Below are 13773 nucleotides of genomic sequence, written 5' to 3'. Positions count from 1 at the left end.
AGGGCAACAAAAAAAGCCCAACCACCGTTGCGCTTTACTTTCGTAAAAAGCCATATCGATAAAAAATATAAGTGGCCCCACCCATTAAGAGTAGGGTAATAAAAATCGTAATCAGCCAACCACTTTCACCTTCGGCAAAGGGGAGGTACTTAACATTTTCACCATAAAAACCAGATACCATCGTTGGAATAGTTAAGACAATAGAATAAACCGTCAAAACCTTCATCGTCCAGTTCAAATCACGACTACCTAAATTACCAATCGCATCACTAACAGCATTAATCACTTCCATTGCTAGTCCAGCCATGTCTTTGGCTTGATCAACTTCCACCCGTACAGCATCTAAATAATCCAAATCTTGTTCAGAAATCTTATTTTGATAACCCCGGCGCAATTGATCAAACATGATTAAATTATTAGCCAACGAATTTTGTAAATAAATCATCTGAATTTGAAGATGTAACAAATCGTTAGTTTGCTTAGTTAAATGCTTACGATTACCAAACTGAGCTTGAATAGCTCGCCGTTGACGATTAATTTCGGTAATCTGATCCGCATACTGGGTCATTAATGGATAAATTCCGGTAATCATAAATTCGAACACCGTCATTTGATCCTCTGAATTACGCACCATATCTTTATCAGGCTCAAGAATACTTTTTTTAATGTAATCGGTCGCTCGATTAGCAAAAGTATATAAATCACCCTTAACAATGACAAAACCTACCGGACGGGTTAATACTGGCTCTGGTTGCGCCGAAATGACATCCATAATAACCAAAGTTTCATCAGCATCTGAGTCAAACTCCATGCGCACACTTTCGTTTTTATCAACAGCATACCCGAGAATTTGATCAGTTAAATGATTTTCATGAATCAACTGATACTCATCCTCAGAAGTCATATTCGTCACATGGTACCACTTGAAACGGGGTGTCTCTTTTAACATTTCAATCATGATAACCCCCTCCTATACATACAAGCTATAATTACCGATGCTTGCGTCCGCGACGGGCCTTATGCATCTTACGCTGAATGTCACGTTCCAACTTACGAGCTGCGTCACGTTCCTGACGTAATTTAAAAGGATTTTGTAGATAAAAGGTTTGAATGGTTTGAAAAATATTACCAACTACCCAATAAAGCGAAAGGGCACTCGGCACACTTAAAGCAGTAAAGAAAATTACTACGGGGAAGATGTAAGGCATTAACTTCGTAATCGTCGTTTGTTCTGGATTGGCTTGCGTTGATAGCCATGACGAAGCAAAAGTAAAAAGAGCGGCTAAAATTGGCAAAATAAAGTAAGGATCTCTTTGTCCTAACTCCAACCATAAAAAATGACCCGAGCGTAGCACCGGCGAGTTCAAAATTCCCTGATACAAGGCAATCAAAATGGGCATTTGTACCAACAAAGGTAACATTGAAGCAAACGGCCGTACATTATGTTCCTTATATAGCGCCTGCTGCTCATTCATCAAAAGTTGACGACTTTCAGCATCCTTACCAGGGTATTTAGCCTGAATGACTTTAATCTCACCCTGTAAGGCCTGCATTTTAGTCATACTATCCACTTGATAAACCATCAAAGGAAGAATTAGAAAACGAATCAATATCGTAAAGATAATAATTCCTAAACCATAGCTACTGCCAAACCAATTGGAAGCACCTAAAATTGAACGGGTAAATACAGCAACAATACTGCCCCATAAACCAGTCCCCGCAACACTACCTGAATAGGAAAAACCAGCAACTACAATGCCAACTAGGGCTAAAATTGCCATGCCAATTGGTAGCGGACCGATAATCTTAAGCCACTTATTTACTTTTTGCATGCTCTTCATCCTTTACTATCCTAGCCAATCGAAAGGCATGGATCAGTTGTTTTTTAATAAATTGTTGCGATTTTCCAGCCACAGCTGGACGGGCAATTACTAAAATATCTAGCTCATCTGGTAACTCAGGCTTGAGTTCCAACAATGTCTGTCGAATTCTTCGTTTCACCCAGACACGATCATGAGCTTTCCCTATCTTTTTCCCAACCGATAAGCCTAAGCGAAAATGTTTTTGAGTAGGTTTTACCGCCTGATAAACCACAAAGTACTTATTGGCTACCGAACGATGCTGACCAAAAACGGCCTGAAATTCTTCCGGCTTTTTAATTCGAAAAGTTTTTCGCATCCAAACCTGCTCCTATCTGCGTGTACACTATTTGATAGCTGTTCAAACCGACTCATCTTCCCATTTTCATTAAAATAAAAAATAAAAAAGGCCACTGCGTTGCAGCGACCTCATTAGGCAGATAGCACCTTACGGCCCTTTGCACGACGGCGAGCCAATACTTTACGACCGTTGCTCGTGCTCATACGCTTACGGAATCCGTGTACACGTGCACGATGACGTTTTTTAGGTTGGTATGTACGCTTCATGTGTCATTCACCTCCATTCAGATTTTTACCTGCAAAATCTTGCAATTCGAAGTTAATTCTATCATGAAATATCCGATGTGACAAGCATCTAAATCAGAAAGAAGGGGATAATGACAATAAATAAGAAGAAAAGTTATAAACAGTTTTATGCAAAACAACAAACAGGCGTGTGGATAAAAAACAAATAACAATTATTTTTAACATCCTTATTCAAAAGTTATCCACATATCCACAAGTATGGAAAGCTAATCTGTGGATAATGTTTATAAATTTAAGATAACCGGTAACAAGTGGTCTTAAAAAGTGGATAACTCTGTGCCTATGTGGATAACCCACACATTTGTTCCCCTAATTATACACGGCTTGTTATTTTCTTTTTTAACAACTGGGGATAAAATCTCCCTAAAATTCCATCTGTGGAAAACTAGTTTGTTAGGACATCTTTTTGCTATAATATCTACAGTGCCCTCTTTTTGGGAATTTTTTGTGTCACCTATATACACTTTTATTTAACTTAACTAATCAATGGGAGAAGCTCGTGACCGCATCAATCACTAAGGAAGAACTCTGGAACCAAATCCAAGCGCGTTTTTTTCAAAAGCTTGGAACTGTCTCTTTTTCTGCTTATATAGAACCATTAACCCCAATTGAATTAACCGCCGCTAGTTTACGACTATCAGTGCCAGTTGATGAAGCCTCTGAAATTATCAATCGCTGGAATAGTGCTTATTCGATGGATTTTGTTCAATTTGCTCTAGACATTACAGACGGTATCTTTATTAAACCGGATCTTCAAATATCAGCTACCTTAACTGAATCCGTTGTAACGCCATCCCCGACAATAACCACTGAGCAAAGTGTGCCATTTTCACGTGAATCGGATCTCGATCCTGATTTCACCTTTGAAAAATTCGTGACCGGTTCAGGGAACGAAAACGCCTATGCCGTAGCCCGAGCCGTGGCCGAACAACCCGGTAAAGTTTACAATCCCTACTTAATATATGGAGGTGTCGGATTAGGGAAGACCCACTTAATGCAATCAATTGGGAACTCCTATGCTAAAACCAACCCCCAAGCTAGGATTAAATACGCAACTGCTGAAGATTTTTTAAATGACTTTACTGACTCCTTGCGAGCTAGTGTCGATGGGGCTACTGCAGCATTTAAAAAAACCTACCGGTCGGTAGATATCTTACTAATTGATGATATTCAATTTTGGTCCGGTAAAGAAAAGGTTCAAGAAGAATTTTTTAATACTTTTAATGCCCTCACTAAAAATGGTAAACAGATTGTTATGACTTCGGATCGGATTCCAACCGACATTCCTGATTTACAAACCCGATTAACATCACGGTTTGAAGCCGGCATTTTAATGGATATTCAAAAGCCGGACTTACCAACTCGAGTAGCTATCTTAAAAAATCTTAGTTCAGCCGATAATCTAGAAATTCCAAATGATGTTTTGGAATTAATTGCTGAAAATATCGATTCCAATGTTCGTAGTCTAGAAGGGGCTTTCCATAAATTTGAAGCCAAAATTCGCTACATGAATAAGCCAGCAACCAAAGAAACTGCCCAGCAAATTCTAGACGATTTAAATATCGATCGCGGCCAAAAAGTCACTGTTGATCGTATCCAAGAGACCGTAGCAACTTACTTTATGCAAACAGTTGCCGATTTAAAAAGTTCCAGCCGTAAAAAAGACTTGGTTAATGCCCGTCACGTAGCCATGTATTTGACACGAACAATGACCGATGAAAGTCTTCCTGATATTGGGAGAGCCTTTGGTGGTAGAGATCATTCTTCAGTTTTGCATGCTACCAATAAAATTACCGAAAAAGCCGAAATCGACCCACGCACTAAAGAGTTATTATTAGACTTGGCCAATGAGATCAAAAATGGCAAGTAAAGTTCCTGAGGATAACATCTAATAAGTAGCTGATTTATCCCCAAGCTTATCAACGTCGCTATTTCTTAATCTTAAAGAGCCACCTTACTTTTCCACAGGTTCCACACCCCTTATTATTACTATTATTTTTATTCTTTACTTAAATTAATACCTATCCCAAATAAATGGAGGCTTCTCATGCATTTTTCAATTCATCGTCCTACATTCATCAAAGCCCTAAATATTGTTATGCGGGCTATTTCATCTCGAACTACTATTCCAATTTTGACAAACGTTAAAATTACCCTAAATCAAGATGAATTAATCTTAACTGGTTCTAATGTCGACATTTCTATTGAAACGCGAATTCTCCAATCAGATACCAGTGCTCAATTAGACATTCAAAAAACTGGTGGAATTACATTACCTGCTTCATTTTTTACCAATATTATTAAACACTTACCTGATGAAAATTTAACCCTATCAACAGAAGGACTTCAGGCTTTAATTACTTCTGGTTCAGCATCATTTAATATCAATGGACAAGACGTTCAAAACTATCCTCATTTACCAGAAATGGAAGATATCCAAAGTCTGAAAGTTTCAGCAGCTCAACTAAATGAGTTAATTAGTCAAACTAAAATCTCGGCCTCAAGTCAAGAAAGTCGGCCAATTTTAACTGGAATGCACTTAGAATTAGCTGGCAATAGTGTGAAAGCTGTTGCGACTGATTCACACCGTCTATCCCAACGGATCGTGACTTTAACGGGTACAGAAACAACGGTGAACGCAGATGTTATTATTCCAGCTAAATCATTCAATGAGTTACAGCCATTATTAGAAGGACAAGATCGGGTTGATATTAAGTTAGCTACTAATCAAGCTGTCTTTGATTTAGATCATACGAGTTTTTATTCCCGCCTATTGGAAGGAAATTACCCAGAAACTGATCGCTTAATTCCTAGCGAAAGTGCAACTGAGATGAAAATTGATGCGACACATTTGTTAGGTGCTATTGATCGTGCTAGTCTATTGAGTCATGAAAGTCGAAACAACGTGGTACAACTACTTTTGAGTCAGGGTAAAGCCGAATTAAGTGGTAACTCACAAGAAATTGGTCAAGTTAAAGAGACTTTACCGGTTAAAAGTGTTGTAGGTGAAGATTTGGATATTTCCTTTAATCCCGATTATGTCCGCGATGCTTTAAGAGTTCTAAATGGTAAAACAGTGGAATTAAAATTCACAACTAATTTGCGGCCGTTTATTATTATTCCAGAAGGGGAAACTGATAATAAACAATTACAGCTAATCACACCGGTTCGAACTTTTTAAAAAAGCCTGCTCATTTGAGCAGGCTTTTTTATTTCAACAACTTGCACTAGGAAGCAAAGGACTCTAATTTGCTTTCTTTGAATTTTAACTAAAATTAATAAAAAACCATTAGCTAGAACAAAAAACCATTTTAGGCACCTTCAGGGCTTTATTTTCAAAAGAATGTTATAATAGAAGCGTAACTGATTAATCTTTGGAGGAGTAACTTCATGGCAATTACGATTCCTATTACAGGTGAGTACATAACATTAGCTCAATTGCTAAAATCAGAAAATATTATCGAGTCCGGTGGGCAGGCCAAGTACTATTTAGCCGATCATGTCGTTGAGTTGAACGGAGTTAGCGAGCAACGACGCGGGAAAAAATTGCGTCCAGGTGATCAGGTAACGATTGGCGCGGACATTTACCAAATAGTAGCAGGGAATTTTTCAAAAGAGCAGCTGCGAGAAAAGGCTGAGCAGCAAGAAATCTTGCGAAAATACCAGCCATCAAGCCGTAACAATAAGCATCCTAAACAACCTAAAGGTCCGGCTTCGTGGAGCTAAAGGAATTACAATTAAGCCACTTTCGTAACTATGATCAGGTGAAATTGGACTTTCAATCTGGTGTCAATATTTTTCTAGGTCAAAATGCTCAGGGGAAAACCAATCTACTGGAAAGTATTTATGTATTAGCCTTGGCACGATCACATCGTAGTAATAATGACCAAGATTTAATTGAGTGGGGGCAGTCCAAGGCAAAAATTAGTGGCCGAGTGCAAAATCGGTTGGGGACTACGCCGATTTCTTTGCAGTTTAGTCGTAAAGGAAAGCAGGCTCGTGTTAATCACTTAGATCAAAGCCGTCTGTCCAGCTACATTGGCCAATTAAATGTAATTTTGTTTGCCCCTGAGGACTTAGAACTTGTGAAAGGTGCGCCGAGTGTACGTCGTCGTTTCATTGACATGGAATTCGGGCAGATGAATGTTAGCTATTTGTCTCAAGTTAGCCAGTATCGCAAGGTACTAAAAGAACGAAACACTTACTTGAAACAAATACAAGCTAAAAAAAGTAGTGACATGGTTTTTTTAGACGTTTTGACTGAACAATTGATTCAATTTGGCACTCAGGTTATTCGCGCTAGACAGCACTTTATTCAAAAATTAGGTGAAATAGCCCAACCGATTCATGCTGAAATTTCCAATCAAAGTGAGGAACTGTCCTTGATTTACCAAAGCAATGTTCCTTTGGTAAACGTAATTGAGGAAGTTGCTGCTATCGAAGCTAATTTTACTCAGGCCTTGCAGCGTCAAGCTAAGCGAGAAATCATACAGGGAACTACTTTAGTGGGTCCCCATCGTGATAATTTTAAGATTTTGATTAATCAAAATGATGTTTCTTTGTATGGCTCGCAAGGACAGCAGCGCACAGCAGCGTTAGCCCTGAAACTAGCCGAAATTGACCTAATGCAAGAAGAAACTGGAGAATATCCAGTTTTGTTACTAGATGATGTCTTAAGCGAGTTAGATGCTAGCCGGCAAACCCACTTATTAATGGCCATTCAAAATAAAGTGCAAACCTTTATCACCACGCCTACCTTGAGTGAGGTTACCCGCCAGCTAATTGAGCAGCCAAAAATTTTTGAGATTAAAGCTGGTCAAGTTCAGGTTAAAGAAAGTGGTCATTTGTACTGACCGGTCAATCGCGTTAGTTGAATTAAGATACATATATTGTGTAAGAGGAAAAATATGGTAGATAATCAAGATTCACAACAAGAACCCCTTGATGATTTGATCACAGATGATGCAATCATTCAAGAGGCTGGACACATGGACGAAGAGGCCAGTGCTTATAATGCCGATCAAATTCAGGTATTGGAGGGACTAGAAGCAGTTCGTAAACGGCCGGGGATGTACATCGGTACAACCACAAGTCAAGGATTGCACCACTTAGTCTGGGAAATTGTCGATAATGGAATTGATGAAGCTTTAGCTGGTTTTGCCAGTCATATCACTGTGACCATTGAAAAAGACAATTCTATTACAGTTAGTGATGATGGACGAGGAATACCGGTTGATATCCAAGCTAAAACTGGTAAGCCTGCTCTAGAAACCGTCTTTACTATTTTGCATGCTGGTGGAAAGTTTGGCGGTGGTGGTTATAAGGTTTCTGGTGGTTTGCACGGTGTGGGGGCCTCAGTTGTTAACGCCTTGTCCACTAAGTTAGATGTACGGGTTGTCCGTGATAATAAAGTTTACTTTATGGATTTTCACACGGGCCGGGTGCACACGCCCATGCAGCTTTTAGATGAAAAAGCGCCAATCGAGCGGGGAACAATTGTTCATTTCCAGCCCGATCCTGACATTTTTCAGGAAACGACAGTTTTTAATTTTAAAACCCTATTAACCCGAGTACGTGAACTAGCCTTCTTGAATAAGGGACTTCGTATTTCAATTACCGATCAACGACCAGATGAGCCGGTGACTGAAAGTTTCCATTTTGAAGGTGGTATTCAAGAATATGTTAGTTACCTTAATCGTGAAAGGGAAGCACTTTTCCCAGAACCAGTTTATGTTGAAGGCGAAGAAAAGGGAATCGTGGTTGAAGTTGCCCTTCAATATACGACGGATATTCAAGAAAATCTGCGAACTTTTACCAATAATATCAATACTTACGAAGGTGGAACCCACGAGACTGGTTTTAAAACAGCCTTAACCCGAGTAATCAATGATTATGCTCGCAAAAATGGGCAACTACGTGAGGGAGCCGAAGGACTAACCGGAGAAGATGTCCGTGAAGGTATGACGGCGATTGTTTCAATTAAACATCCTGACCCACAATTTGAAGGGCAAACCAAGACTAAGTTGGGAAACTCAGATGCTCGGCAGGCCACTGACCGAATGTTCTCAGAGACCTTTAGCCGTTTTATGCTAGAAAACCCCACGGTTGCTAAGCAAATTGTGGAAAAGGGCATCTTGGCCCAAAAGGCTCGTTTATCAGCTAAACGGGCTCGGGAAATGACTCGTAAGCAATCTGGCTTAGAAATTGGTAATTTACCGGGTAAGTTAGCCGATAATACTTCTAAAGATCCAGCTATTTCAGAGCTATTTATCGTTGAGGGTGATTCGGCGGGTGGTTCTGCTAAACAGGGCCGTAATCGTCTGACTCAAGCAATTTTACCCATTCGAGGTAAAATCTTAAACGTTGGTAAGGCTTCATTGGATCGCGTCTTGGCCAACGAAGAAATACGCTCTCTCTTTACGGCAATGGGGAGTGGTTTTGGTAAGGACTTTGATGTCAACAAAGCTAATTATCACAAGATTATCATCATGACTGATGCCGATGTCGATGGTGCGCATATTCGAACATTATTACTAACATTGTTCTACCGCTACATGCGGCCTTTAGTTGATGCAGGTTATATTTATATTGCCCAGCCACCTTTGTATGGAGTGGCCTTGGGGAATAATAAACCGATGACTTATTTAGACTCAGATGAAGAATTAGAAGATTATCTTGCACAACTCCCCTCTAACGTTAAGCCTAAAGTTCAGCGATATAAGGGGCTAGGTGAAATGGACTACGATCAATTGGCGGATACGACCATGGATCCGGCTAATCGACGGTTACTACGAGTTGATCCTGCTGATGCTCAAGAAGCTGATGGCGTGATTGACATGCTAATGGGTGGTGATGTGCCTCCTCGGCGACAGTTTATTGAAGATAATGCCGTCTTTGTTGAAGATTTAGATGTTTAAAACTGAGTAAGTGGAGTTTACGGAGAGTAGGAGACTATGACAGAAGAACACGACAGTCGAATTCGGGATATCCATTTGTCAGAACAAATGAAGACATCTTTCTTGTCCTATGCCATGTCAGTAATCGTGGCTCGGGCTTTACCGGATGTTCGTGATGGGTTAAAACCAGTTCATCGACGAATTTTATACTCAATGATTGAGCAGGGAAATACCCCTGATAAGCCTCATAAAAAATCAGCCCGTATTGTTGGGGATGTTATGGGAAAGTACCATCCACACGGTGATTCAGCCATTTATGAATCAATGGTTCGTATGGCTCAGCCATTTTCATATCGTTATATGTTAGTGGATGGTCATGGAAACTTTGGTTCTGTTGATGGTGATGGTGCTGCGGCAATGCGGTATACTGAGGCCCGTTTAAGTAAGGTTGCCATGGAAATGGTGCGAGACTTAAACAAAAATACCGTGGACTTTGTACCAAATTATGATGGTGAGGAACGTGAGCCAAAAGTATTGCCGGCTCGAATACCTAATCTGTTGGTCAACGGGGCAACTGGAATTGCGGTGGGAATGACAACAAATATTCCGACCCACAATTTAGGCGAAGTTATTTCGGCCTTGCATATTTTGATGCAAAATCCGAATGCCACCACTGCTGATTTAATGGAAGCCTTACCCGGACCAGATTTTCCAACTGGGGGAATCGTTATGGGGAAGTCGGGTATCCGACGAGCCTATGAAACTGGCCGTGGCACGATTATGATTCGAGCTAAGGTCGATATCGAGCAACTTAAAAATGGCCGCGAACAAATTATTGTTACGGAGCTGCCATATGCAGTTAATAAGGCCCGTTTGATTGAACGAATCTCTGAATTAGTTCGTGATAAAAAAATTGATGGAATTACTGCCATTCAAGATGAATCTGACCGTGATGGTCTAAGGATTTCAATCGACGTACGTCGTGATACTTCGGCCAGTGTTATTTTAAATAATCTCTATAAGCAGACTTTGTTGCAAACTAGTTTTGGTTTCAACATGCTGGCCATCGATCATGGTGCGCCAAAAACATTGAGTTTAAAGCAGATTTTAGTGGCTTATTTGGAGCATCAACGAGAAGTTATCCGGCGACGGACCGTCTTTGAACTCAATAAAGCCCAAGCCCGTGAGCATATCCTAGAAGGATTGCGGATTGCGCTTGATCACATTGATGCCATTATTAACATCATTCGTTCTTCGAAAACTTCTGACGAAGCCAAAGATCGTTTAATTAATGGTTATTCTCTATCGGATAAACAAGCGCAGGCCATTTTGGACATGCGTCTAGTTCGTTTGACTGGCTTGGAACGTGACCGATTAGAGGATGAATACCAAAAGCTAGTCGCTTTAATTCTTGATTTAAAGGATATTTTGGCCCATGAAGAGCGAATTGATCGCTTAATTTATGATGAATTATTGGACATTCAAAATCGTTTCGGGGATGAAAGGCGTACTGAACTGCAGGTTGGGGATGTAACTAGCATTGAAGATGAAGACTTAATTGAGCAAGAAGATGTGATTATTACCTTAACCCGCAATGGCTACATTAAGCGCGTGGCCGCTAGTGAATTTAAGGCGCAAAACCGTGGTGGCCGTGGTGTTCAGGGAATGAATGTTAATGATGAAGACTTTGTTGATCAGATGGTCTTTACTTCAACACATGATTCGTTATTCTTCTTTACTAATAAGGGGAAAGTTTATCGGATGAAAGGCTATGAAGTACCCGAATATGGCCGCCAGGCTAAGGGAATTCCGGTCGTTAATCTGTTGAATTTTGAAGGTGACGAAAAAATTCAAACCGTCATTAAGGTTGCTGGCCAAGTAAGTCAAAGTCCAGACCAATTATTCTTTGTTACTCGTCAAGGAGTGGTGAAGCGCACGGCTGTTTCTGAATTTGAAAATATCAGAACCAATGGGCTGAAAGCTTTGACTCTTCGTGATGGTGATGAAGTGTTGAATGTGTTGATTACTAATGGTCAGCAAAACGTATTGATTGCAACGTATACTGGTTATTCAACCACCTTTGCTGAAGATACAGTCCGGGTTATGGGCCGATCGGCCGCAGGGGTACGTGGTATTCGTTTGCGTGAAGATGACTTTGTTATTGGCGCAGGTATTCTAAATCCCGATAGTAAGGTATTAGTCATTACGGAAAAGGGATATGGAAAACAGACGCCAGCCAATCAGTACCCAGTTAAGGGTCGTGGTGGTAAAGGAATTAAAACGGCTACTGTCACCGAAAAGAATGGACCATTAGCAGCCATGGTTCCCGTTAATGGGGATGAAGATATCATGGTAACCACCGATCAGGGGGTAATGATTCGATTTGGCGTTGATACGGTGAGCGAAACCGGACGTGCTACTCAAGGAGTACGTTTGATTCGATTAGAAGATGGCTCTAAGGTAGCCACATTAACCAAAATAGCGCCGGCTATGGATGAAAAATCTGACAATCAGACTGATTTATCTGATCAAAATCATGAAGCTATGGGTCAAGTAGAACAATTACTGAATCGTGCTCAAGAAGATACTAAAGAATAAATTCATAATAAAAACAGCGTCCCGATTTAAAGGGACGCTGTTTTTATTATCAAAGCAATTGACGGACAATCTGATTAAAGGGGCGTGAGACTGGCAAGCGAATGCCATTTTTTAATGTTAGATGATGGTCTTTGGCGCTATAGCTTTGAATATGCTTACTATTAATACAGTAAGCAGCGTGGACTTGGATAAGGTGATTATGAATTGAAGGGATATCTTTTAGATTAGCTCTTATCTTAGTTAAACTTTTGAAGCCATGAATTTCCAAATAATGGGTACCTTTTTCACTGGCAATAAAAAGAATATTATTTAAATCTACTTTATGAAAACGACTACCATTTGGTAGTTTAATTGGTATCTCTTGAACTTCAATTAAACGCTGCAAATTATTTTGCGCTTTCTTTAAGCTAGCAAGTAAGCGCTGCTGAATTTTATTTTGTGCATCGCCTTTATAAATATAGTCTAAAACACTTAAATGATATTCAAAACAAAGTGAAGTAAGATCGCTATGACTGGTAAAAATAATAATTTGAGCATGTGGATCGGCTTGGCGAATGAAATTGGCAGTTAGAATACCAGCTTTTGGCATGTTACCAAGTTCAAGGTCTAAAATAAAAATATTTGCCGAGTTGCTTTTTAAAGTATGAACACGTTTAAGCAAATCTTGTGGCTTATTAAAAATCTGAATATTGGACACCAAGTTTTTAATAAACCGCTGATGAATTTTATTATCTTCTAGTAGGAAATAATTCATAATTGATCCCCAGCTTCGATTATATAGAAGAGTTTGTGGCTTCGATGCTCAGTTAATAGGGTAACTTCAGGATGTTGACGCAAGTATCTATCAATATACGAGTTAAATCTGCTATTGCAATCATGATTGCGTTCAATAGTAACAGTGAAGATAATTTTTTCATGATTTTTAACTCTCATAAAACCAATCCCAACTGTAGGACTTGGCTGGCCAGCCACCAAAGTTAAGCAATGTCCAATCAGGGCATTTAACATTTGATGAAAATCACTGGATCTATTAAAGTGGCTCGAATAATAGTCGGTCATGATGCCGATTTCAAAGTTGATTCCTGCCTTAGATGCAGCATACCAATTCATTAAAATTAAACTACGAATTTCAGGAATTTGAATTTGATGTAAGGCTAAAGAGTTTTTAATGGTATATTTATGTTTTAAATTGTTTAATAATTTTGCAGATAATTGATGAATCTCGGGTGCTAAATCCTTATTTAAAGTTAAATCAATACTTGTGAGCATATTCTTGCAATCGTGCCGTAGATTTCGATAATGCGCTAAATTCGGTTCTAACTGATTGATATAATTATGGATAGCATTAAGTTCCTTATTCTTTTTAGCAAGTTCATTGCGTAAATGTCGATAAGTGATAATATCAATAAGTACTATGAGCAGTAATAGTAATAATATGTGTACGAATACCGGTGGTTTGTCTGAATCAACAGTTACAATTGATTCAGTTAGTAATTGGTTAATCATCAAGTTTTTCTCTCCAAACGTTTAAGCTGACGAATTATATTACGAACAAATGTAGATCTTATCACATGTACTAATCAAAAAAGGTTTGATTTTAATGTGAATTATTATTGTAATGCTACAAAAACTTGCCTATATGGTACTCTTTAAAGTTTTTACGTTATTTTCGAATTGTGATAAAAGAATCTAAAAACCTCCCCTAAAAAAGAGCTTGCGAAGTAAAAAGAAACTTGGTATAGTAATAAAGTTCTGTTGCGAGGCGAGCGAGATGAACAACTTAAAAAAGTTGTTGTTGACAAGCGAGAATAAGC

General features: G+C 39.3%; 12 protein-coding genes. 6 read left to right on the top strand and 6 right to left on the bottom strand.

Annotated elements, in window-relative coordinates; all coding sequences use genetic code 11:
- Nucleotides 1–34: 34 nt before the first annotated feature.
- The 4 genes from M4974_RS07010 to rpmH all read right to left on the bottom strand — a co-directional run bounded on the left by M4974_RS07010 (nucleotide 35) and on the right by rpmH (nucleotide 2426).
- A complete protein-coding gene (locus tag M4974_RS07010) occupies nucleotides 35–958 on the bottom strand; it encodes a magnesium transporter CorA family protein (RefSeq protein ID WP_248715880.1) in 924 nt (307 codons plus the stop codon).
- Nucleotides 959–989: 31 nt separating this feature from the next.
- Nucleotides 990–1832, bottom strand: a complete 843-nt coding sequence (locus M4974_RS07005; RefSeq protein WP_248706705.1) for a YidC/Oxa1 family membrane protein insertase — start codon at nucleotides 1830–1832, stop codon at nucleotides 990–992.
- On the bottom strand, nucleotides 1816–2178 hold the full coding sequence (gene rnpA, locus M4974_RS07000) for a ribonuclease P protein component (RefSeq protein ID WP_248715879.1): 363 nt from the start codon (nucleotides 2176–2178) through the stop codon (nucleotides 1816–1818). The genes M4974_RS07005 and rnpA overlap by 17 nt, the downstream gene beginning before the upstream one ends.
- A gap of 113 nt (nucleotides 2179–2291) precedes the next feature.
- On the bottom strand, nucleotides 2292–2426 hold the full coding sequence (rpmH, locus tag M4974_RS06995) for a 50S ribosomal protein L34 (RefSeq protein ID WP_089939872.1): 135 nt from the start codon (nucleotides 2424–2426) through the stop codon (nucleotides 2292–2294).
- 538 nt (nucleotides 2427–2964) lie between these two features.
- Here rpmH and dnaA point away from each other — a divergent pair.
- The 6 genes from dnaA (at nucleotide 2965) to gyrA (ending at nucleotide 11959) form a co-directional block, all read left to right on the top strand.
- Nucleotides 2965–4335 carry a chromosomal replication initiator protein DnaA gene (gene dnaA / locus M4974_RS06990; RefSeq protein WP_248706707.1) on the top strand — a complete coding sequence of 457 codons (1371 nt, stop codon included), beginning with the start codon at nucleotides 2965–2967 and terminating at the stop codon, nucleotides 4333–4335.
- Between the two features lie 177 nt (nucleotides 4336–4512).
- Nucleotides 4513–5646 (top strand): DNA polymerase III subunit beta, encoded by a 1134-nt coding sequence (gene dnaN, locus M4974_RS06985; protein ID WP_248706708.1) that lies wholly within the window; start codon nucleotides 4513–4515, stop codon nucleotides 5644–5646.
- Nucleotides 5647–5855: 209 nt separating this feature from the next.
- Nucleotides 5856–6191, top strand: coding sequence for a S4 domain-containing protein YaaA (gene yaaA, locus M4974_RS06980; protein ID WP_248706709.1), 336 nt, complete (start codon nucleotides 5856–5858; stop codon nucleotides 6189–6191).
- Complete coding sequence (gene recF, locus M4974_RS06975) at nucleotides 6182–7318, top strand: DNA replication/repair protein RecF (RefSeq protein WP_248706710.1); 1137 nt, start codon at nucleotides 6182–6184, stop codon at nucleotides 7316–7318. The genes yaaA and recF overlap by 10 nt, the downstream gene beginning before the upstream one ends.
- A gap of 135 nt (nucleotides 7319–7453) precedes the next feature.
- A complete protein-coding gene (gene gyrB, locus M4974_RS06970) occupies nucleotides 7454–9382 on the top strand; it encodes a DNA topoisomerase (ATP-hydrolyzing) subunit B (protein WP_248706714.1) in 1929 nt (642 codons plus the stop codon).
- Between the two features lie 36 nt (nucleotides 9383–9418).
- The gene (gene gyrA / locus M4974_RS06965) at nucleotides 9419–11959 is read left to right on the top strand and encodes a DNA gyrase subunit A (RefSeq protein WP_248715878.1); all 2541 of its coding nucleotides are present in this window, start codon (nucleotides 9419–9421) and stop codon (nucleotides 11957–11959) included.
- A gap of 49 nt (nucleotides 11960–12008) precedes the next feature.
- On the opposite strand, the gene M4974_RS06960 is transcribed toward gyrA, so the two are convergent.
- Both M4974_RS06960 and M4974_RS06955 read right to left on the bottom strand, forming a co-directional pair.
- On the bottom strand, nucleotides 12009–12713 hold the full coding sequence (locus M4974_RS06960; protein ID WP_248706712.1) for a LytR/AlgR family response regulator transcription factor: 705 nt from the start codon (nucleotides 12711–12713) through the stop codon (nucleotides 12009–12011).
- A complete protein-coding gene (locus M4974_RS06955) occupies nucleotides 12710–13465 on the bottom strand; it encodes a hypothetical protein (protein WP_248706713.1) in 756 nt (251 codons plus the stop codon). The genes M4974_RS06960 and M4974_RS06955 overlap by 4 nt, the downstream gene beginning before the upstream one ends.
- Nucleotides 13466–13773: the final 308 nt, after the last annotated feature.

The organism is Convivina praedatoris (genome assembly GCF_933208495.1).
GTDB lineage: Bacteria > Bacillota > Bacilli > Lactobacillales > Lactobacillaceae > Convivina > Convivina praedatoris.
Note: the sequence above shows the minus strand (reverse complement) of the source record. Positions and strands in the feature narration are given on the sequence as shown.